The sequence below is a fragment of the Micromonospora sp. HNM0581 genome (assembly GCF_012726175.1).
GTDB lineage: Bacteria > Actinomycetota > Actinomycetes > Mycobacteriales > Micromonosporaceae > Micromonospora.
Genome location: NZ_JAASAD010000003.1, coordinates 348170 through 367996, shown reverse-complemented (window position 1 = coordinate 367996; position 19827 = coordinate 348170). Strand labels below are relative to the sequence as shown.

Annotated in this window: 19 protein-coding genes, 2 tRNA genes and 1 pseudogene; 8 read left to right on the top strand and 14 right to left on the bottom strand. The window is 69.7% G+C overall.

Annotated elements, in window-relative coordinates:
- Positions 1-91, bottom strand: a tRNA-Ser gene (locus tag HCA58_RS07115).
- A gap of 943 nt (positions 92-1034) precedes the next feature.
- Between HCA58_RS07115 and HCA58_RS07110 the strand changes: the two genes are divergently transcribed.
- Complete coding sequence (locus HCA58_RS07110; RefSeq protein ID WP_169596940.1) at positions 1035-1847, top strand: hypothetical protein; 813 nt, start codon at positions 1035-1037, stop codon at positions 1845-1847.
- A gap of 60 nt (positions 1848-1907) precedes the next feature.
- Here the strand turns inward: HCA58_RS07110 and HCA58_RS07105 are convergent, their stop codons facing one another.
- Positions 1908-2678 (bottom strand): CPBP family intramembrane glutamic endopeptidase, encoded by a 771-nt coding sequence (locus HCA58_RS07105; RefSeq protein WP_169596939.1) that lies wholly within the window; start codon positions 2676-2678, stop codon positions 1908-1910.
- Positions 2679-2832: 154 nt separating this feature from the next.
- Between HCA58_RS07105 and HCA58_RS07100 the strand changes: the two genes are divergently transcribed.
- Positions 2833-3954 (top strand): globin domain-containing protein, encoded by a 1122-nt coding sequence (locus tag HCA58_RS07100; RefSeq protein ID WP_169596938.1) that lies wholly within the window; start codon positions 2833-2835, stop codon positions 3952-3954.
- A gap of 115 nt (positions 3955-4069) precedes the next feature.
- On the opposite strand, the gene HCA58_RS07095 is transcribed toward HCA58_RS07100, so the two are convergent.
- Positions 4070-5584, bottom strand: coding sequence for a peptide deformylase (locus HCA58_RS07095; RefSeq protein ID WP_169596937.1), 1515 nt, complete (start codon positions 5582-5584; stop codon positions 4070-4072).
- A 359-nt stretch (positions 5585-5943) separates the two neighbouring features.
- Here HCA58_RS07095 and HCA58_RS07090 point away from each other — a divergent pair, with 359 nt between their 5' ends.
- Both HCA58_RS07090 and HCA58_RS07085 read left to right on the top strand, forming a co-directional pair.
- Positions 5944-6660 (top strand): IucA/IucC family C-terminal-domain containing protein, encoded by a 717-nt coding sequence (locus tag HCA58_RS07090; RefSeq protein ID WP_205807915.1) that lies wholly within the window; start codon positions 5944-5946, stop codon positions 6658-6660.
- 240 nt (positions 6661-6900) lie between these two features.
- Positions 6901-7614, top strand: coding sequence for a class I SAM-dependent methyltransferase (locus HCA58_RS07085; protein ID WP_169596936.1), 714 nt, complete (start codon positions 6901-6903; stop codon positions 7612-7614).
- Positions 7615-7700: 86 nt separating this feature from the next.
- Here HCA58_RS07085 and HCA58_RS07080 read toward each other — a convergent pair whose 3' ends face one another.
- Positions 7701-8234, bottom strand: coding sequence for a YbhB/YbcL family Raf kinase inhibitor-like protein (locus tag HCA58_RS07080; RefSeq protein WP_169596935.1), 534 nt, complete (start codon positions 8232-8234; stop codon positions 7701-7703).
- 149 nt (positions 8235-8383) lie between these two features.
- On the opposite strand from HCA58_RS07080, the gene HCA58_RS07075 reads away from it, so the two are divergent.
- The gene (locus HCA58_RS07075) at positions 8384-8542 is read left to right on the top strand and encodes a hypothetical protein (RefSeq protein WP_169596934.1); all 159 of its coding nucleotides are present in this window, start codon (positions 8384-8386) and stop codon (positions 8540-8542) included.
- A gap of 235 nt (positions 8543-8777) precedes the next feature.
- On the opposite strand, the gene HCA58_RS07070 is transcribed toward HCA58_RS07075, so the two are convergent.
- Positions 8778-8864 (bottom strand) — tRNA-Ser (locus tag HCA58_RS07070).
- A 149-nt stretch (positions 8865-9013) separates the two neighbouring features.
- On the opposite strand from HCA58_RS07070, the gene HCA58_RS07065 reads away from it, so the two are divergent.
- Entirely contained in the window at positions 9014-9991 is a 978-nt protein-coding gene (locus tag HCA58_RS07065; protein WP_169596933.1) for an NAD(P)H-quinone oxidoreductase, read from the top strand.
- 95 nt (positions 9992-10086) lie between these two features.
- Here the strand turns inward: HCA58_RS07065 and soxR are convergent, their stop codons facing one another.
- On the bottom strand, positions 10087-10524 hold the full coding sequence (gene soxR / locus HCA58_RS07060; RefSeq protein ID WP_169596932.1) for a redox-sensitive transcriptional activator SoxR: 438 nt from the start codon (positions 10522-10524) through the stop codon (positions 10087-10089).
- A gap of 45 nt (positions 10525-10569) precedes the next feature.
- Here soxR and HCA58_RS07055 point away from each other — a divergent pair.
- Positions 10570-11294, top strand: a pseudogene (locus HCA58_RS07055) (transketolase).
- 217 nt (positions 11295-11511) lie between these two features.
- Here HCA58_RS07055 and HCA58_RS07050 read toward each other — a convergent pair.
- From HCA58_RS07050 to HCA58_RS07015, 8 genes are all read right to left on the bottom strand, one after another.
- A complete protein-coding gene (locus tag HCA58_RS07050) occupies positions 11512-12216 on the bottom strand; it encodes a glycosyltransferase family 2 protein (RefSeq protein WP_169596931.1) in 705 nt (234 codons plus the stop codon).
- A 225-nt stretch (positions 12217-12441) separates the two neighbouring features.
- Entirely contained in the window at positions 12442-13032 is a 591-nt protein-coding gene (locus HCA58_RS07045; RefSeq protein ID WP_169596930.1) for a hypothetical protein, read from the bottom strand.
- Between the two features lie 120 nt (positions 13033-13152).
- Positions 13153-14523: a HAMP domain-containing sensor histidine kinase gene (locus HCA58_RS07040; protein WP_169596929.1), complete on the bottom strand. Its 1371-nt coding sequence runs from the start codon at positions 14521-14523 to the stop codon at positions 13153-13155.
- Positions 14516-15208 carry a response regulator transcription factor gene (locus HCA58_RS07035; protein WP_169596928.1) on the bottom strand — a complete coding sequence of 231 codons (693 nt, stop codon included), beginning with the start codon at positions 15206-15208 and terminating at the stop codon, positions 14516-14518. Before HCA58_RS07035 ends, HCA58_RS07040 begins: the two co-directional genes overlap by 8 nt.
- A 70-nt stretch (positions 15209-15278) precedes the next feature.
- Positions 15279-15788 carry a hypothetical protein gene (locus HCA58_RS07030; RefSeq protein ID WP_169596927.1) on the bottom strand — a complete coding sequence of 170 codons (510 nt, stop codon included), beginning with the start codon at positions 15786-15788 and terminating at the stop codon, positions 15279-15281.
- 103 nt (positions 15789-15891) lie between these two features.
- Positions 15892-17064 (bottom strand): acetyl-CoA C-acyltransferase, encoded by a 1173-nt coding sequence (locus HCA58_RS07025; protein ID WP_169596926.1) that lies wholly within the window; start codon positions 17062-17064, stop codon positions 15892-15894.
- Between the two features lie 281 nt (positions 17065-17345).
- The gene (locus HCA58_RS07020) at positions 17346-18254 is read right to left on the bottom strand and encodes a rhomboid family intramembrane serine protease (RefSeq protein ID WP_169596925.1); all 909 of its coding nucleotides are present in this window, start codon (positions 18252-18254) and stop codon (positions 17346-17348) included.
- 163 nt (positions 18255-18417) lie between these two features.
- Positions 18418-18945: a peptidylprolyl isomerase gene (locus HCA58_RS07015; protein WP_169596924.1), complete on the bottom strand. Its 528-nt coding sequence runs from the start codon at positions 18943-18945 to the stop codon at positions 18418-18420.
- A gap of 59 nt (positions 18946-19004) precedes the next feature.
- Here HCA58_RS07015 and HCA58_RS07010 point away from each other — a divergent pair, with 59 nt between their 5' ends.
- The gene (locus HCA58_RS07010; RefSeq protein ID WP_169596923.1) at positions 19005-19796 is read left to right on the top strand and encodes a hypothetical protein; all 792 of its coding nucleotides are present in this window, start codon (positions 19005-19007) and stop codon (positions 19794-19796) included.
- The last annotated feature ends 31 nt before the right edge of the window (positions 19797-19827 follow it).

The window sequence follows — 19827 nt, the reverse complement described above, 5'->3', positions numbered from 1 at the left end:
CGGAGACTCCGGGATTCGAACCCGGGAGGGGCTTTAAGACCCCAACCGCATTAGCAGTGCGGCGCCATAGACCAGACTAGGCGAAGTCTCCCAGGTGGCCCGCAGACCACCGCGCCCGAGGATACAGGCCCCGCCCGGTCGGGAGCAAAGCGACTACCGGAACGTGCTGCGGCCAGCGGCTCGGTGACGCCTCCCGCTGTGTATTCGGGTGATCAGGACTACGCTCCATCGACATGCAGGAGCAGCCGCCCAGCGAGTACGACCGCCGTGAGCCTGCTGAGGGAGTCCGTCGACGCTCCCCGGAGGCGATTTTCACGCCACCGCCGGTTCCGCCGTCTCCCGAGGCACAGGAGGACCGGGTCGGGTCCCGTCCTCGGCGGTCGAAAGCGGCGCCGGGCGTGCTCTTCCAGCCGCCACCGGTGGCGGAGCAGCCGCAGCCACGCCGTGCCGGCCAGGACGCGTCCGAGCCTGCCGCTACGCCCTCGCCGCCGTTCGCAAGTGGCTCCGGGGATGTCGGGAGGACAGGGTCGCCGACCGCCGAGAGTGCCGGGGACGTGACGGCGGCACCTGCGTCGGGTCGTCGTGGTCGTGCTGGCGTGCCGGCGGCGACGGAGGTCGACCGCGCCGGAACGGACACGGCTCCGGCCGGGGGTGGAACCGCCCGTCGGAGAACTGTCAGGAGCAAGGGGGTGCAGCCAGCTCAGGTTGGATCTACCGACTCTGGCACCGATGCTCAGACGAACGACACCCGAGGCGTCGACGCCGCGGAGACGAGCGCTGGGAGCACCGATGGCGATTCGGTCTCCCTGGCCACCGACACCGTTTCCGTCGACGCCGGGAAGTCAGGTCCCGGGCAGGGAACGATCCGCCCCGCAGTAGCCGATGCGGGCAGGGCTCCACGGAAGGCGGCGGCCAGGATGACAACGGCACGAGGAAGGGCCCAGGCGAGCGACGGGACGGCGCCGGAGCAGACAGGCCGCGCGTCGGGGAGGGGTACGCGGCGTTCGGGGGCCGGCGTGGGCGAGGCTGCTCCGGTGACAGCCACCGCCGGGACGGCGGCGGGGGCGGCACCGGTCAAGTCGGCCCGGAAGGCCGCGAAGAAGGCGACCCGTGGGATGGCCACCAGCGCATCGGCCGCCGGCGGCACGACCAGGAACAGGGCGGCCACGGGTGATCCGGTCGCTTCGGCGCGTACGCCGGGGTCAAGTCTGCGGGTGCTCGTCGCGCGGTTGCTCGATCATCCGGGCTTCGCGCCGGAGTTGCTGGCCCTGGCCGCGGTGGAGACCTTCGGGCCTGGTGCGGCCGAGTGGGTCCGCCGGCTACGGGAGTTGTACCCGGGGGTGGGTGCGGACGGGCTGGCCCGGCTGGCCACTCGACGTTTTGTTCGGCAGGCCGGAGTCGGTGGGGCAACCGCCACGCTGACCGGGGTTTCCGCGCCGGTCGTCGAACTGGCGGCGGCGCTCTGGTCGCAGGCGAATCTGGTGTTGCATCTGGCGGCGGTGTACGGCCGTGATGCGGCGCATCCGGACCGGGCGGTGGAGTTGCTGTCCCTGACCGGGGTGCATCCTGATCTGGCGAGTGCGCGGTCGGCGGTCGGGGTGGCGCTGGCGGCGCAGGGGACGGAGGACGAGGTTGGGTTCCGGGCGGTCGAGGCGGCCCGGCGCCTGGCGGCCCCGCTGACCGCGCAGGTGGGCGGTTGGCTGGCGCTGCGGCTGGCGTCGCGGCTGCTGCCGGGCGCTGTGGCGGTGGCTGCGGCGGCCGGCAACTCGGCGGTGGTCGAACGCTTGGCCGCGCGGGCCACCTCGTTCTACCGCCCGGCCCGCTTCACCGCCGCAAGCTCCGGTTGAGCACAATCGCGCCACCAACCAATTGATCATCTAAGATGCCGCGGCGGGTGGGAGCGCACGTCAGAGCCAGGTGAACCATTCTCGGGGTAGCAGGGCGTAGCCGAGGAAGGCGACGATGTCCAGCAGGGCGTGGGCCACGATCAGTGGCATCACCCGGCGGGTACGCAGGTAGAAGAGGCTGAACACCACGCCCATCACCGCGTTGCCGATGAACGCCCCGAACCCCTGGTAGAGGTGGTACGAGGCGCGCAACAGGGCGCTGGCCGCGATGATCGCCCCCACCCGCCAGTTGAGCTGACGCAGCCGGGTCATCAGGTAGCCGACCACGATCACCTCTTCCAGGATGCTGTTTTGGAAGGCGGCGAGGATCAACACCGGCACCGTCCACCACAGGTCGGGCAGGGCGGCCGGCACCAGGGTGGCGTTGATGCCGAGCTGGGCCGCCACCCAGAACAGCGCCAGGCCGGGGAGTCCGATCAGCGCTGCCAGTCCGGCGCCCCGGGCCAGGTCGGAGGCGGGTCGTGTGACGTCCAGGCCGAGGGTGCGTACCGGGTCGCCGGGGTCCCGCGCCAGGAGGTGTACGGCGAACAGCACCGGTAGCAGTGCGAAGACGATGCCCAGCAGCTGGTAGGTCAGGTCCAGGTAGGGGCGGGCCGAGGCGGAGGTGTTCAACGCTGCGGTCTGCCGTGACAGGCCGCCTTCCGCGGTCAACTTCGCGATGATCGACACGACGGCGTACACGGCCGACTGCCCGAGTGAGAGGCCGAGTACCAGCATCGTCTCGGTGCCGAGCGTCCGGCGGGACACCGGGCGGGTGAGCTCAACGGTCACCGGGCCACTCTGCCCGACCGGAGGCGCTTCCGGTGCCGTCCGCACTCCGGCGAGCCGCACTCATGATGCGATCGCACAGTCTGTGCGACCTCCGTGCACGCTCGGTGGAGATTCTGTCTGCACCCGATCCGCCGTCAGAAGAGGGAGCGCCCCGGTGGACAACTTCGCGCGGCTGCTGAAGGAGAGCTGGACTCTCGTGGAAGAGGACCGGGTACGGCTCAGCGGTCACTTCTACGCCCGCCTTTTCCTCCTCGACCCCGAGATGCGCAAGCTTTTCCCGGTGCAGATGACGGGCCAGGGCGATCGGCTGCTCGAGGCGATCATCGCGGCGATCCACACGGTGGACGATCCGGAGGGCTTCGACGAGTTCCTTCGTGCGCTCGGCCGGGATCATCGAAAATATCATGTCGAGTCAGCCCATTACGACACGATGGGCGTCGCGCTGCTGGACGCGTTGCGCAGTATCGCCGGCGACGGCTGGAACCTGGAGTACGACCAGGCGTGGCGCGACGCGTACGCGGCGATCGCCGAGAGGATGCTGGCTGGGGCGGCAGCGGACGACGATCCCCCGTTCTGGCACGCCGAGGTGTTGACCCACCAGCGATACGGCCCGGACACGGCGGTTCTCACCTGCCGGGCGTTGCAGCATCCGTTGACGTGGAAAGCGGGTCAGTACGTCAGCCTCGAGGTGCCGCGTCATCATCCGCGGGTGTGGCGTACGTATTCGATCGCGAACGCTCCGAACGACGACAATGTGCTGGAGTTCCACGTCCGCACGCCGGCCGATGCCGCGGGTTGGGTTTCCGGCGCCCTGGTCCGCCGCACCGGGCCGGGCGATCTGCTGCGGATCGCCGCGCCGATGGGATCGATGACGGTCGACCGTTCTTCGGAGCGGGACATTCTCTGTGTCGCCGGTGGCGTCGGGCTGGCCCCGGTCAAGGCGCTCGTCGAGGAGTTGGCCGGTTACAACCGGGCGCGCTGGGTGCATGTCTTCTACGGCGCCCGGACCGAGGCTGACCTGTATGGTCTCGACCGGCTACGGGAACTGGTCTGCGCCCATCCGTGGCTTTCGGTTACTCCGGCGTGCAGCGACGACCCGGATTTCGACGGAGAGCAGGGCGAGATCTCCGACGTGGTCGCCCGATACGGGCCATGGACGACCCACGACTGCTTTGTTTCCGGTTCGGCGCCGATGGTACGTGCCACGCTGCGGGTACTCGCCGCGGACAGTGTTCCGCCGCAGCGGACCCGCTACGACACGTTCGGCAACCTGTAGAGCTTTACTCCCCCCGAGCCGGGGTGCGTGCCCCTGCCCCCTGGGGCACGCACCCCGGTCCCCCGATCGGGCGGCCGAGCACCACGTCCCGCGTCGGTCAGCGCGTGTAGAGGGCTCAGTAGCGCCAGGGGTGGCCGGATTCGCGGTACTCCTCGATCGGCACCAATGGCACCCCCGGCGCCATCCGGTCGACGTAGAGCCGACCTTCGAGGTGGTCGATTTCGTGTGCGACCAAGCGAGCCATGCCGAACTCGAAGGACGTGATGAGCCGACCGCCTTCGAACCGCTCATGTTCGACATCGAGCCGCAGCGGCCGCGGCACCAACCCGCGATGGTCGAAGAAGGAGAGGCACCCCTCGTACTGTTCGTCGGTGTGTGGTGCCGCGTCGACCACCCGGGGGTTGAGCAGTACGACTGGCTCGGCGGTGCGGTCCGGCGGGCGGACCACCGCAGCGGCTCGGTCGATGTCCAGTTGAGGTGCGGCGATCCCGACACCCTTGGTGAAGGGATGCAGTTCGTCCAGTCGGGCCAGCGCGGTGACCAGCCGGTCGACGGTCTCCCGGGCGGCTGTTTCCTCTCGTGGCAGGTCGAAGGGTCGGGCCGGCTGACGCAGCAGGTCAGCACCGCGCTGCACGATGCCGAGTCCGCGCATCCGGTCTGACGGCCGGACGCGGCCGCCTTCCGCCTCGGGCTCCGATCGGGCGCGGAACCGCCACTGCAGCCGGTACCGGGCATTGAGTGGCGGGTCGTCGGTCGCCCAGTCGAAGATCGCCCGGTCGCCTACGTCGCGTCGGTTCACTGCCGTCCGCAGCGGGCCTTCCTCCGCTGAGAGAGAGGTCTCCGCGCCCCAGACCTGCGGGTCCAGTGTCACCGGCAGGTCCAGGCGGACGGCGAGGTGCCGGGTCGGTACGCGTACCGCACGCTGGAACCACGGCCCCCATTTGTCCTGCCCGACGGTGTAGGCGTACTCGATGGTGGCGCGGTGTCCGGGATAGAGCGGGAATCGCCGTTCGCCGTTCTCGAAGAGCAGCCAGACCTCCTTGAATGCGTCCCGGTCGTGTTTGGCTCGCCAGTGCATGCTCTCGCGCTCACCGAACTCCTCACGGCTCGCGGCCAGTTGCAGCTCGGCGAAGCTGAGTGGGTGTTCCCGGTGGTGGCGGTTGGAGCGGCCCGGGTCGCTGGGGTAGCGGTCCACTGCGATGCGGATGAGGTAGCGGGTGACGGGTTCGACACCTGCGTTGTACAGCTCACGGCGGATGACGCAACGGTAGGCGTCTTCGGTGTGGGTGAGGACTGCGGTTTCGCGTTCGACGATCAGACCGGTGCCGGGTGGCATCCACTGGCCGGGCAGGATGCTTTCCCGGTGGTTGCGTTCACTGCGGGCGTGGCGAAGGTCGTCGTACTCCTTGAAGCGCTGCCAGATCGCACCGCTGGCTTCCAGGACGGCTTCGGCCCGGCGGGCGAAGTCCTCGGTCGGTCGGTGCCGGCGGCCCTCGACGTGACTGACGTACGAGGGGTCGAATCCCATCTTGGTGGCCAGTTGTTTCTTGGTCAGCCCCCGCTCCGTACGGTGCCGGGCGAGTTCGGCGGCGAAGGAGTCGGCAGCCCGATCGAGCGGTGAGGTCGTCATCAGCTTCCTCGTGGCCGGGAGTACCAAGTTTCACGTTGGGTGGCCGTTCGCACACCGATCTGGCAGTTAGTGGACAAGTATCTTGACTGAAGGACGACTCTTGTCGATACTCTGCCCCGAGTCCCCATAACGACACCGTGTGTAGTTTTCACCCTCACAAGCGACCGATTCGCTTGCTTCCACCCATCCTCGGGTTTCCCTGCGCCCGACAGTGTGGTTAGGCTAGCCTTAGTGCGGCCATGGACACTTCAGGATCGGGACGGACAGGTGACGCGGGGGTGGAGCAGGTGACAGCGGTGCTGCCCGTTCAGGACCCCGCCACCACACCCTTGGCTCCGGTCACCGCGACACTTCGTGCCATGTTCGGCACCGACGTCCTCCCCGGGCTCGCCCCGGGCATCCTGGTCGTCGACGAGACCGGTTGGTCCCCGGCGACGTCGTTGACCGGTGCCGGGCTGTCTGAGTTGCTCTCTTCGGCCGGCCGCCTCTGGGGTGGTTCCGCGCACGCCTCCGCCGCCCTCGCCTGGAAGGCGTACAGCTACTGGGCGATGCTGCCGGTGGTTCTCGGCTGGGCTGCCGCCCGACGGGTGCCGCTGCTCGACCACACCGAGACACTGATCCACTTCACCGACCGGCGCACCCTGGTTACCGTGGGACTACGCGAGTCGATTCCGATCGCGGTGCTGCCAAACGATCCGCTGGCGCTCGCCGGGCTGCCTCAGGTCCGAGTGGTGGCCGACGAGCGGGAACTGCTCACCGCACTGCGCGCCACCCTGCTGGACGGACACCTGTCGCCGGTGGTCGCCGCGATCCAGCGCGAGGTCCGCATCGGTGCCCGTACGCTCCTCGGCTCGGCGGCCTCCGGTATCGCCCACGGGCTGTTGCGTGCCGCCGACAACCTGCCAGGCTCCGCGGTCGAGGCGATCCACACGCTGCTCGACACGCTCGGCCTGGCCGATCTGGTGGAGCTGGTGCCCGGGCCGAACGGGGAGCCGATCGTGCAGCGCCGCACCTGTTGTCTCGCCTTCACCCTGCCCCAGCCGAAGGTCTGCCAGGGCTGCTGCATCCGCAGCTGAACCGGCCCGCCGATCAGCCCGTCAGGGACTGTATTCACAGCGTAGTCGGGCTGTGTGGGCGTCGTGCGGTGTGCCGGGTGCTGGCGTAGTATCGGCCGGGTTCGCTGGCCACCACCGATCGTGCAGCCAACCCCCTACCGTTAATCGGCCATCGCGGGTCCCGATGTCCCCGCCGTCCGGGCGGATGGTTCACTCAGTCGGTCCCGGCGCGGGTCGAGTCGCATCGTGAGGAAACGACGCATGGCAGAAATTACTGGGGATCAGCGCGTGCAGTCCGAGGTCCTGGAGGGCCTCGCTACGGCGGTCAACCACCGGCGCTGGTTCGTCGAGCTGGCTGTGCCCTACCTGGGTGACAACCCGATCGAGGTCGGTAGCGGCCTGGGCGACTACGCCCTGGCGTGGAGCGAACACTTCCCGCGGTTCACCGCCACCGAGGCTGATCCGGATCGCCTGGTCGCACTCAAGGAGCGCCTCGCCGACCGGCCCTCCATCGAGGTCCGCCAGATGCTGCTGCCCAACTCCGAACGGGGTGACTACAGCGCCGCGGTCTCCTACAACGTCCTGGAGCACATCGAGGACCATGTCGAAGCGCTGCGCAGCATGGGTCAACTGGTCAGGCCCGGCGGCGCGGTGGTCATCATCGTGCCGGCGTTCCAGTTCGCGATGAGCCCGGCGGACATCGCCACCGGCCACGTCCGGCGATACACGAAGAGGACCCTGGCCGCCGCCATGACCGAGGCGGGCCTGCGGGTGGAGAAGATCCACTACGCGAACGCGCTCGGCCTGATCGGTTACTTCATGGCCACCAAGGTGTTCCGCCTCATGCCGAAGGAGGGCCCGATGGTGAAGGTCTACGACACCCTGGTTCTCCCCGCCACCAAGGCCGCCGAGCAGCTCGTCCTCCCACCCTTCGGCCAGTCCGTCTTCGCCGTGGCCCGCACCTCCACCGAATGACCCCACCGCGTTGATCATGAGGTTAGCGGCACTTCCCGAGATCGGGTCCGCCGCCAACCTCATGATCAACTGAGATTGCGGGTGGTTCAGCCGGCTATGTGGTAAGTGGGGCGGGTGGTGGCGCGGGCCAGCGTGTGGAAAGCGAGATTGAACCCGACGTAGGCGGGAGTCGCATCCGGGGTCACGTCGAGCCGCTCGACGTCGATGGCGTGCACCGCGAAGACGTACCGGTGCGGACGATCACCGGGCGGCGGTGCCGCACCACCGAAACCGTGCTCGCCGTAATCGTTGCGCACGCTGAACGCGCCCTTCAGGTCGTCGTCGGTCACCCCACGCGGCAGCTCGGTGACTGCGGCTGGCAGGTTGACGAGCGCCCAGTGCCAGAAGCCACTGCCGGTCGGTGCGTCCGGATCGAAACAGGTCACCACGAACCCTCTGGTCTCGGCCGGAAAACCCGACCAGGCCAGATGCGGGGAGACATTGTCGCCGCCGGCACTACCGTGCGCGTGAGCCGCGTCCATCGGCTCACCGTTCTTGACATCGTCACTCGTCAGCGTAAACGAGGCGACCGTCGGCAACAGCTCGTACGGGTCGGGGGCGATGGGACGTTCCAAAGTCATCGGCACAGGTCCTTCCGGGAAAAGTAGTGTTCTGCGCCCCTTTCATACCCTGTGACGCGCCGACATTCGACAAAACCGGCACCAGGTCCGCCGTAACCGAGAGCACCTCACAGCGGTTGTCACCCTGCGACAACTAGCGAAGGAGTCTCTTGGCCGGACGTTGGCACGACTTCATCACCGCCATCGTCGATGCGCTGCGTCGACGTGACGACGCGGCCCTGCGCGACGAACGCCGCCGCGCACTGGACCGGCTCGCCGACGAGAAGATCCACGATGAGAAGCGGAAACACCCCCCGCAGAGCACCTGAGCAACGAACGGGGCCACCCGCGTTGCCGAAAGCTGCTCGTGGCGCTCGCCTGGACAGGACTCTGGGGGTGGCGCTCCGCCCCGCCGTGGGACCAGCGAACGACGCCTACCGCTACAGTAAGCCCGCGCCACCCTCGAACTGCTGCCGGCGGCACCGCTCCGGACCGCTCTCAGTACGGATCAGCCCCGGCACAGCAACCGGGGCTGATCCGTATCGCAGGAGATCTACTCGACGGCGGAGGGTGTGGGATTCGAACCCACGAAGACATCGCTGCCTTACCGGTTTTCAAGACCAGCGCCATCGGCCACTAGGCGAACCCTCCCGGACCACGCGGTGCGCGACCGTGCCTTAGTCTGCCACGCCGCGTACATCGATGAACGCTGGAGCTACCCGGTACACCGGTTCACCTGAAGTCGGGGGCGGTCCGGGGCACCGGGGTGGAGCCGACCCGGGATCGGGTATGACTGGGCCATGCGAGCGATCACCATCACGGAGCCTGGCGGACCTGACGTACTGACCTGGAGTGAGGTGCCGGACCCGCAGCCGGAGCCGGGTGAGGTGGTCGTGGACGTCCGGGCCACCGCGGTGAACCGGGCCGACCTGTTACAGCGACAGGGACTCTATCCGCCCCCGCCGGGTGTGTCCGCCTATCCGGGGCTGGAATGTTCCGGGGTGGTGAGCGCGATCGGGTCGGGCGTGGTCGGCGTCCGGGTGGGTGACCAGGTCTGCGCGCTGCTGGCCGGCGGCGGATACGCCGAACGGGTGGCTGTGCCCGCCGGGCAGCTACTGCCGGTTCCGTCCGGCGTCGACCTGGTCGACGCCGCAGCGTTGCCTGAGGTGGCGGCCACGGTGTGGTCGAACGTGGTGCAGGTGGCCCGTCTGACGGCGGGAGAGACGCTCCTGGTGCACGGTGGTGGCAGCGGTATCGGCACGTTCGCGGTCCAGCTCGGTGCGGCGCTCGGCGCGACGGTGGTCGCTACCGCCCGGGCCACCAAGCACGAACGGTTGCGCGATCTGGGCGCCGACCTGCTCGTCGACTACCGGGAGCAGGACTTCGTCGAGGAGGTCCGTCGGGCCACCGACGGCCGGGGAGCGAACGTCGTCCTGGACATCATGGGCGCGTCCTATCTGGGTCGGAACGTGGCGGCCCTGGCCACGGACGGGCGGCTGGTGGTGATCGGCATGCAGGGAGGTCGCCGGGGTGAGTTGGACCTCGCTGCACTGTTGGCCAAGCGGGGTACGGTCGCGGCCACTGCGCTGCGGTCCCGGCCGTTGGCGCAGAAAGCCGCGATCGTAAGTGGGGTACGCGAGCAGGTCTGGCCGCTGGTCGAGGCGGGTCGGGTGCGTCCAGTGGTCGACCGGCGGCTGCCGATCACCGATGCGGCGCGGGCGCATCGGCTCGTCGAAGCGAACGAACACGTCGGTAAGGTGCTGCTCACCGTCGCCTGAGCCCGGGCGGCATGCCCGCTGACGGTCCGCGGAACCGACATCGACGCCGCAGGCCTCTTTGCCTCGGCGGCGCCCGCGCCTCGGTTGGCGCCTGGCTAGTCGGGCAGCACGAGGCGGGCTCCGGAGCCGTCGCCGCCCAGATTGTCCCCCGGGTTGTAGAGCGTGCAGCGGCGCAGCGACAGGCAGCCGCAGCCGATGCAGGTGTCCAGGTCGTCGCGGAGCCGGCTCATCAGCCGGATCTTCTCGTCCAGTCGGGCCCGCCAGGCGGTGGAGAGCCTGGCCCAGTCCTCTGCGGTTGGGGTGCGGGCGGCGGGCAACGAGTCGAGCGCGGCACGGATCTCCTCAAGCGAGATGCCGACCTGCTGAGCGATCCGGACGAATGCCACCCGGCGCAGCTCGCCGCGGTGGTAGCGGCGCTGGTTGCCGCTGGTCCGCTCGGCCCGGATGAGCCCCAGCCGTTCGTAGTAGCGCAGGGCGGACTGTGCCACCCCGCTGCGGGCGGAGAGTTGGCCGATCGTCAGAGCTTCCTGCATCACGCACCTTGAGGTGAACCTAGCTTCAACATGCAGGTTATCCGTATGACCTCAATCGCCACCACGGCCCGGGTCGCCGAGGCCGCCGCGCCAATCGACGGGCGCGCTCCGCTCGCACCACTACTGCAGCGCGGACGCGCAGGCCGGCAGTTCGGTGCGAACGTCCTATCCACCCTCGACGTGCTCCAGGTGCTCTACGACCGGGTACTACGGGTCAGTCCAGCGACAGTCGACGACCCCGAACGCGATCGGTTTCTGCTCTCCGAGAGGCACGCTGTCGCCGGCACTACGCGCTGCTCTCCGCGAAGGGCTTCCTCCCAGCCGACTGGCTCGACGACCAGGGCGGACCGGCAAGCCGGCTCGGCGACCACCCGGACCGTACCCTGATCCCCGGTGTGGAGATCAGCTCGGGTTCTCTCGGACACGGGCTGGGGCTGGGTGTCGGCACTGCGCTGGGGTTGCGCGCCCAGGGTCTGCTCGGACCCCGGGTGTACGTGCTGCTCGGCGACGCCGAACTGGACGAGGGATCCAACCACGAGGCGATCGCGTACGCGGGCTCGGTCGGTCTGGGCAACCTGACCGCGATCGTGGTGGACAACTCCTCCGTCACCCACGGCGGGCCGGGCGGAGTGGCAACGCGGTTCGCCGTCAACGGGTGGACCGCCGCGACGGTCGACGGGCGGGACCGGGACGCCCTGCACCCGGCGTTGACCGGGCACCACGGCCACCGGCCGCACGCAGTCGTCGCCCTCGTCCAAGCCGGTGTGTGATCGTGCGGGACACCTGGACGGTGCACGTGCCCGGGCACCGGGCACCGGGCACCGGGCACCGGGCACCGGGCACCGGGCACCGGGCACCGGGACGAGGTTCCCGGGCTTGCTACGAGACGTGGTGTGTGGTCAGCACTCGGCGTACGTACGGGCTCTGCTCGCAGAGCAGTGCCGTACGTACCCGGAGGCGGGTGACCTGCGGCAGCCGGACGGACAGTCAACGAGGTGCGGTGCCAGGGGTGCGTCGGGTGCGTTCGCGGCCGAGGATCCAGAGTGCCTCGACCCCGTCCCGCCAGGTGATCTTCTTGCCTTCCTCACGGCCTCGGGCCCGGTAACTGATCGGCACCTCGTACGGCCGGATGCGACGACGCAGCAGCTTGCCGGTCACCTCGGCCTCCATACCGAACCCGCGGGAACGGACGTCCAACGATCGGTAGAGCGCCACCGGCATCAGCTTGAAGCAGGTCTCCAGGTCACCGATGTAGGAGTTGAACAGCACGTTCGCGACCATGGTGACACCCTTGTTACCGATCACGTACCAAAAGCTGTACGCACTGTGGCTGCCGAAGGTGCGGTTGCCGTAGACAACTGTCGCTCGGCCGTCCAGCACCGGAGCCAGCAGCTTGGGGATGTCCTGCGGGTCGTACTCCAGGTCGGCGTCGAGAATCACCATGTACTCGCCGTCGGCGTTGGCCACCGCCGTACGAATGGCCGCGCCTTTGCCCGCGTTACGCTGGTGCGTTATGACCCGCAGTCGTGCGTCGTCGGCACGACCGAGGATTTCTCCGGTGCCGTCGCGGCTGCCGTCGTCGACCACCACGAGCTCGATGTCGCACGGGTACTCGACCGTCAGCGCCTGCTTGAGGGCATCCGCGATGCGTTCCTCCTCGTTGTAGACCGGCATGAGGATCGACAGCTTCACGGGAATCTCCACGAGGGCGGGCAATGTGTCGGCCATAGCCTAGCCCGGCAACTTAGCAGGATGGCGACGATCACCAACGGCGATCCCTGCTCTGAGACCCAGGCCGAAGGTGTCGCGGCACTCGTTCCGCTCAGCCACGGAAGCTCCGCACCGGGCTGCGGACGGACCCACCGGGCCCGGCGACGATCGAGGTTGATCATGGCATCGGACCCGGCGGTCCCACTGTCACGTCTGGTCGAAGGGGACGACGATCAGCCGGGCCTGTGCCTGGTCGCCACTCATGGCGCCGGCCACGCCCAGCTTCGTGCCGACCTTGATGTCCGTGGCTGAAATCGACTTACGCCGTTCGATCACCCGCAGGTCCTCGGTGAAGGTCCAGGTCCGGGTGAAGCCGTCGGTCGATCTCACCGTGATCCGGTCGTCGGTGAGGGCGGTGACCTCGCCGCGCTGGACCGCGACGGTCTTCGTGCCGCCGTCCTTGGTCTGCACCACCGCCTCACCGTGCAGTGCGTTCTTGCGCAGCAGCACCCGGGCCCCCTGCCGCTTGCGCCACTGCTCGACCCGCTCCTCGCGCTTCGTGCCCGCGTTCGGGGTCGGCTCCACCGGCGCGGTCGCATCCGGCTCGGCTTCCACATCCCCCGGGTCGAGACCGAGCGCGGCCAGCGCCAGGCCCTCCGCCCCCATCGCGGCGACGACCTCGACGGCGCTCTCCTGCGCCGCGTCCCGCTCGGCTCGGCCCATCCCACAGCCGGCGGTAGCCAACGCGACCGCCACCAGCAGTGCGCCGGTGGCGGTCAAGGATCCCCTGCGTGCCATGCCTCATCCTCTCGTCGGTGCTGGTGTGCCGGATCCCGTCCGACCGGGACAAGGCCGGCACGGATCCACCCACTGAGCGTGGATCAGCCGGATGAGCCGACCGTCAGGCCAAGGTTCGAGTCAGGTAAGGGATGACGGCAGCCGGATGGTGAACGCCGCCCCGCCTTCCGGGGCGTGCCCAGCCGCCATCTCACCGCCGAGTCGACGGACCAGACCAGCCGCCAACGCGAGCCCGAGCCCGCTGCCGACCTTCCGCAGCCCTTGGTAGCGCTGGTGCAGCGCGCCGCGTTCGAAGGCGACCGTCAGGTCGTCGTCGGTCAGTCCGGGTCCACCGTCTCGGACCTCGACCACCCCACCGGCGGTGGGGTCGACACCGGCCGGGCGGACCGCCAGCACCAGGGGCGCGCCCGGCGGCACCACCCGCAACGCGTTCTCCAGGAGTCCGTCGATCACCTGCCGGATGCGCCCCGGGTCGGTGTACGCCGGCACCGGCTGTCCCGGCAGTTCCGTGCGGAAGACCACACCGACTGACGAGCAACGGGCTGCCCAGGTCCGGGAGGCGTCAACGGCCAGACCGGCCAGATCCACCGGCACCGGTTCGAGGGGAAAGTCGACAGCCTCCAGACGGGCCAGGGCGAGCAGGTCGGCGACCAGTCGGTCCAGATGCTCCGCCTCAGCGAGCATGATCCGGCCGGTGTCGGCGACCGCCGACGGTTCGATCACCCCGTCGGCCAACGCCTCGGCGTAGCCTCGAATTGCGGTGAGGGGGGTACGCAGTTCGTGGGAGACGGAAAGTAGGAACTCCCGCTGCCGTCCCTCACTCGTGGCGAGCGCGCCGGCCAGCCCGTTCAGCGCGTACGCCAGGTCGGCCACCTCGGCCGGCGACTCGACCGGCACCCGGACGTTGCGGTCACCGGCCCGCAGCCGGGCCGCGGCGAGGGCCGCCCGGCGGATCGGCCGGGCCAGTCGGCGGGCGAGCAGCGAGCCCGCGACCGCGCCTGCGGCAAGCCCCGCCAGCAGCGGCAGCCAGAGGCCGCGAAGCACTTGACGCCACACTCCTGCCCCGACCGGCCGGGTCAGCACCACTCCGTCGCCGCCGGCCAGTGCCCGGCCCTCGACGAGCGCCCGTCGCCCCTCGACGAGGCGTTTGCCGGAAATGTTCCGCCCGCCCGACACGCGGTCGATGACCTGAGGCGGCAGACCGGCACGGTCGACCTCGCCGCCCGAGATCAGGTAGATGGTGGTGCCCTGGTTGCCGAGTTGACGGATGAATCGCTCGCCGGCCAGTTCACGGACCCGACCGGGTCGTCCCCGCAGCAACTCGGCTGCGAGTTGCGCCTGTGCGGCGAGAGCCTGCCGCTCACGCTGTTCGGCGGCACGGACCGCCACCGGCACCGCCACCAGCGCGGTGACGAGTACCGACACCAGGGCCACCGCGCAGGTCACCAGCACCGCGCGAGCGGTGAGCGTACGGCCGGGACGATCAGCCATCTGCCGCGTACCCGACTCCGCGGTGGGTTCTGATCACGCTGGCTCCGCCGAGTTTCGCCCGGACCTGCGCCACGTGCACGTCGACGGTACGGGTGCCGGCGTGCGCCGCGTACCCCCATACCGCGGCCAGCAGTTCCTCCCGTGAGAAGACCCGGCCGGGCCGGCTCATCAGGTGGGCCAGCAGGTCGAACTCGGTGGAGGTCAGCTGGACCGGGGCGCCGTCGGCGGTGACCGATCTACGTTCGGGGTCGACGGCGACCCGGCCGAGCACCACGGGCTGCCCGGCGTTGCCCGGCGGGCCGGCTGCCCGACGTAGCACCGCCCGTAACCGGGCGACGAGTTCCCGGGGGCTGAACGGTTTGGTGACGTAGTCGTCGGCTCCGAGTTCCAGTCCGACGACTCGGTCGACCTCGTCGTCCCGGGCGGTCAGGAAGATGACCGGGGTCCAGTCGCCGGTCTCTCGCAGCCGCCGACAGATCTCGGTGCCGGCCAGTCCCGGCAGGGCGATGTCGAGCACGCAGGCCACCGGACGCAGCCGGCGGGCCGCCGCGAGGCCCGCGTTGCCGTCCCGTTCGACGTGTACGCCGAAGCCGTCCCGGCTGAGGTACAGCCGGACCAGGTCGGCGATGCTCGGTTCGTCCTCCACCACGAGGACCAGCCCGCGTTGCGGGTTCTCGGCGGTCACTGAGCCATGATCGCCGATCACCGGGACCCGGCCGGGTCAGGCTGTGTTCGGATCCGGTAAGAAGACCCGGTCAGCGGGCAGGCACGGGCTGAAACGTGGCCGGGCGGGCGGTCGGTGTCTCGGCGACGGTGGCCACGATCCGCGGCTGTTGGACGCGTACCCGGGTGCGGAAGGCGTGGTTGAGCAGTGCGTCCAGGTGCCACACCTGCTTCGGACGCTGAGTGCGGATCAGGAAGCGTTCGCGGATGCCGTCGATCGCGGTGGCGGCCAGTTCTACGCACTGCAGTCGTGGGTCAGGGCTCCAGGTGACGTGGCTCAGCTCGCGGAGTTCCGTGTTGAGGTGCAGGCGGAGCCGGTGCAACACCCGCGTCTGTCGGGTGACGACCAGCCTCCGGTGGGTGAGCAGCAGCAGATATTCCCCGTGGACCGGCCGGTCGGGACGGCTGCACCGGGCGACCAGGACGGTGGCGTCGCCGGAGCCCACGCAGCGACGGAACACCGGCATGTGTCGGCTGGCGGTCTGCACCGCCACCCCGGCCTCGGCGGCGGCAGGGAGGAACGTTCGGGAGAAGACGTCCATGTCTTGCCCAACGACCCTGTCCCCACGGTGACTCGGGCCCGAACCTTGCTTTCTGCAATTTCCACCCGGCCATCACCTCGGCGGGAGGCGAGGTCGGGCGGTGTCAGAGAAGTTCGAGGACGGTGGCGTTCGCCATTCCACCGCCCTCACACATGGTCTGCAGGCCGTAGCGGATGCCGTTGTCGCGCATGTGCGCGAGCATGGTGGTCATGATCCGGGCACCGGAGCCACCGAGCGGATGCCCGAGGGCGATCGCGCCGCCTCGCGGGTTGAGCCGATCCGGGTCGGCCTCGGTTTCCGCCAGCCAGGCCAGCGGCACCGGGGCGAACGCCTCGTTCACCTCGTAGACCCCGATCTCCTCGATGCCGAGCCCTGCGCGGCGCAGCGCCTTCGCGGTCGCCGGGATGGGCGCGGTGAGCATGGCGACCGGGTCGTCGGCGGCCGTCACCGCGGTGTGCACGCGGGCCAACGGGCGCAGACCGTGCCGGCTGGCCCATTCGCTCGTGGTGACCGCGAGCGCGGCGGCACCGTCGGAGATCTGCGAGGCCGACCCGGCGGTGACCACACCCTCGGGGCGGAACGGCGTGGGTAGCTCACCCAGCTTCTCCCGCGAGGTGTCCCGCCGGATGCCCTCGTCCACGGCGAACGTGCCACCGTCGGCGAGCGTCACCGGGGCCAGTTCGGCATCGAACGCGCCCGCGTCCTGCGCGGCGGCGGCCTTCTCGTGGCTGGCCAGGGCGAACTCGTCGAGCTGGGCTCGGGACAGGCGCCAACGCTGGGCGATCAGTTCCGCCCCCACGCCCTGGTTGAAGGGGAGCGGTGAGTCTTCGGCGACACCCTCGATTCCCCGGTAGCGGGTCAGGATCTGGTCGCTGAACGGCCTCCCACCGGTGCCGCTGGAGCCCATCGGCACCCGGGTCATCGACTCGACGCCGCCCGCGACGACCAGGTCCGCCTGGCCTGAGAGTACGGCCGCTGCGGCGAAGTGCAGGGCCTGTTGACTGGAGCCGCACTGACGGTCCACTGTGGTGCCGGGCACCGACTCGGGCCAGCCGGCGGCGAGTACGGCGTTGCGGGCGACGTTCCACGACTGCTCGCCCACCTGCGAGACGCAGCCCCAGACGACGTCGTCCACCTGGGCCGGGTCGATGCCGGTGCGTTCGACCAGGGTCCGCAGCACGTGTGCGGACAGGTCCACCGGGTGCACCTCGGCGAGACCGCCCTTGCGTCGCCCGACCGGGGTGCGCACCGCACCGACGACAACCGCGTCACTCATGTCTACTCCCCGGTGACTTGGGTGCTTCCGATCCTACGCCCACCCGAGCCAGCACCTCTGCCTCGCCCGAACCGACCCGCGTCCGGGCGCGTGCCGGTGCCCGGACGGCGCTGGGATGCTGGTGCCGTGGCGTACGACACGCTCGCACAGCAGTGGCGGATACCACCGGCCCGGCCGGTCGTCAAGCTGGCGGCCGCAGCGGTCGTGCTGTTGATGTTCTCCGCTCGGCGGGCGACCGGCCCTGGTGCCCATACCGCCGGCATCAGGTCGGGCGGCGGCGTTCAGACCAACAGCGCGGTACGAGCCAGGGCCATCCCGAGCAGCACCATCACGATGATCACACCGCCGGCGACCTGCACCGCAGTCCGGCGCGACCGCGGCGCATAGGCCAGCACCAGCGCCATGAGCGCACCGAACACCAGCCCGCCCAGGTGACCTGCGATGGAGATCTGGGGCACGGTGAAGGTGAAGATCAGGTTGATCACCAGGATGGGGAGGATGGCGGAGGTGTCCCGACCCAGCCGTCGCATGATCACGAAGGTCGCCGCGAAGAGGCCGAAGATGGCTGTCGACGCTCCCGCCGACATCTGGTTGGGGGCGCTGAAAACGTAGACCGCGATGTTGCCGCCGAAGCCGGCGACGAAGTAGAGCGCAGCGAAACGCAGCGGCCCGAGCACCGCTTCCAACGAACGACCGAGCACCCAGAGCGCCCACATGTTCAGCAGCAGGTGCACCAGGCCGTAGTGCAGGAACATCGCGGTGACCAGGCGGTACCACTGGCCCTCGGCGACTCCGCCCACGGTGCCGTCGAGGAACAACGCCCGCCCCAGCACCGCGCCCCACTCGGTCAACGGGGTGCTGCCGCCCATCAGCCCACCGAAGCCACCTCCGCCGGCTGCTGCGTCCCCACCCCGGTCGGAGGCGATCGACACCAGCATCACCAGCAGGTTGGCAGCGATCAGAGTCTTGGTCACGTAGCCGTGCCGGCCGGCGATCCCACCACCGAAGACGGTGCGCGCCGGCCGCACGCTCCGACGTCCCTCCGACACGCACTCCGGGCACTGGAAGCCGACCGACGCCTCGTTCATACAGTCCGGGCAGATCGACCGGTCGCACCGGGTGCAGCGGACGTACGTCTCCCGGCCTGGGTGGCGGTAGCAGGCAGGCGTGGTCGGCGGGGACTCGCTCATCGCTGGCTCCACGCACCCGAGCGCTCAGTCATGCGAGCAAAGGTACCCCGAGCCGTCACTCGTACGGGTCGAGGCGTGTTCCGGCCTGTCCGGGTCGCCTTCGCCCGGCTCGGCCCCGGCCCGCCGTGTCCAACTCCGGCCGGCGGGCCGGACCCGGCGCGGGTCAGGCCGAACGTTCGATCTCGATGCGCTCGATGACGACGTCCTGGAGCGGACGGTCGCTGGGACCGGTGGGGGTGTTGGCGATCGCCTCGACGGTCTTCGCGGACTGCTCGTCGGCCACCTGCCCGAAGATGGTGTGCCGGTTGTTCAGGTGCGGAGTCGGCGAGACGGTGATGAAGAACTGCGAGCCGTTGGTGCCGGGGCCCGCATTGGCCATCGCCAGCAGGTACGGCCGGTCGAATCGCAGCTCGGGGTGGAACTCGTCGGCGAAGGTGTACCCGGGACCGCCGCGGCCGGTACCGGTCGGGTCACCCATCTGGATCATGAATCCGCTGATCACCCGGTGCGAGACGGTGCCGTCGTAGTACGGGCCGCTGCCCGGCTGGCCGGTACGCGGGTCGGTGTACTCACGGGTGCCCTCGGCCAAGTCGACGAAGTTGCGGACGGTCTTCGGCGCGTGGTTGCCGAAGAGCTCCAGCCGGATCGGGCCGGCATTGGTGTGCAGGGTGGCGTAGACAGCCTCGGCCACGGGTACTCCTCACTCGTTGGTCAGTTCCATGCGGATCCTCCCATGTGCCCGATCTGGACATGCGGAGGCATCCGAAGGTGGAGGATGAGACAGAACAACTCCCAGGAGGTGGGATCGTGTTTGGAAACTGGCGGCGCAAGAGCCAGGCGCAGATGGCCCGGGCCGAGTTGAACCGCAGCATCGGTCACCTGAGGCAGGCCGCCACACATGCCGCGAGGGGTGCCGGCGACACGGTCGGCCCGCGATTCCAGGCGGCCCGTGGCGCGGTGGCACCGACCGCCGTCGTCGTCCGGGACCGCGCGTCGAGCGGCCTCGCGACGACAGCCGCCGCCCTCGCGCCGCTCGCTGTGGCAGTACGCCATGCGCAGTCCGACGCAGCCGACCGGGCGGTCAAGGGCAAGAAGGCCGCAGCCGCCAAGCAGGCCGCGGTCACCAAGAAGGCGAAGAAGATGAAGGCGAAGAAGAAGTCCCGCCGCAGCGGGACCATGATCGGCCTGCTGGCCGCCGGTACGGTGGCCGGGCTGGCCGGGGCGATGGCCCTACGCCGGCACCGCGAGCAGCAGGAGTGGGCCGAGTACGACGCGGGTGCCGCACTCGAGCCGATGCGTGACGAGGTCGAGACCATCGAGGTGCGCACGAGCGGCCCGGCCGGTGCCGGCAAGGTTGCGACCGCAGCGGGTAGTTCGATCGTGGCCGGAGGCGACAGTACCTCCACCACCTCCACCGCGCCGTCCGGCGTCGCCGCCACCGGGAAGGTCCCCTCGGTTGCCGACGGTGCCCGCACCAGCGCCGGCCGTCCCTCAGACGATCTGAGCAAGGCCACCAACCACAGGCCCAACACCCGCGCCTGACCCTTTCCGCCCGTCCTTGCCGACGCTCGGG

What these genes read in the sequence shown, in the direction of transcription:
- HCA58_RS07095 (WP_169596937.1), bottom strand. Translation starts at nt 5,584, where the DNA reads ATGACGACCTCACCGCTCGATCGGGCTGCCGACTCCTTCGCCGCCGAA.
- HCA58_RS07090 (WP_205807915.1), top strand. Translation starts at nt 5,944, where the DNA reads ATGTTCGGCACCGACGTCCTCCCCGGGCTCGCCCCGGGCATCCTGGTC.
- HCA58_RS07085 (WP_169596936.1), top strand. Translation starts at nt 6,901, where the DNA reads ATGGCAGAAATTACTGGGGATCAGCGCGTGCAGTCCGAGGTCCTGGAG.
- HCA58_RS07080 (WP_169596935.1), bottom strand. Translation starts at nt 8,234, where the DNA reads ATGACTTTGGAACGTCCCATCGCCCCCGACCCGTACGAGCTGTTGCCG.
- HCA58_RS07065 (WP_169596933.1), top strand. Translation starts at nt 9,014, where the DNA reads ATGCGAGCGATCACCATCACGGAGCCTGGCGGACCTGACGTACTGACC.
- soxR (WP_169596932.1), bottom strand. Translation starts at nt 10,524, where the DNA reads ATGCAGGAAGCTCTGACGATCGGCCAACTCTCCGCCCGCAGCGGGGTG.
- HCA58_RS07045 (WP_169596930.1), bottom strand. Translation starts at nt 13,032, where the DNA reads ATGGCACGCAGGGGATCCTTGACCGCCACCGGCGCACTGCTGGTGGCG.
- HCA58_RS07040 (WP_169596929.1), bottom strand. Translation starts at nt 14,523, where the DNA reads ATGGCTGATCGTCCCGGCCGTACGCTCACCGCTCGCGCGGTGCTGGTG.
- HCA58_RS07030 (WP_169596927.1), bottom strand. Translation starts at nt 15,788, where the DNA reads ATGGACGTCTTCTCCCGAACGTTCCTCCCTGCCGCCGCCGAGGCCGGG.
- HCA58_RS07025 (WP_169596926.1), bottom strand. Translation starts at nt 17,064, where the DNA reads ATGAGTGACGCGGTTGTCGTCGGTGCGGTGCGCACCCCGGTCGGGCGA.
- HCA58_RS07020 (WP_169596925.1), bottom strand. Translation starts at nt 18,254, where the DNA reads ATGAGCGAGTCCCCGCCGACCACGCCTGCCTGCTACCGCCACCCAGGC.
- HCA58_RS07010 (WP_169596923.1), top strand. Translation starts at nt 19,005, where the DNA reads ATGCGGAGGCATCCGAAGGTGGAGGATGAGACAGAACAACTCCCAGGA.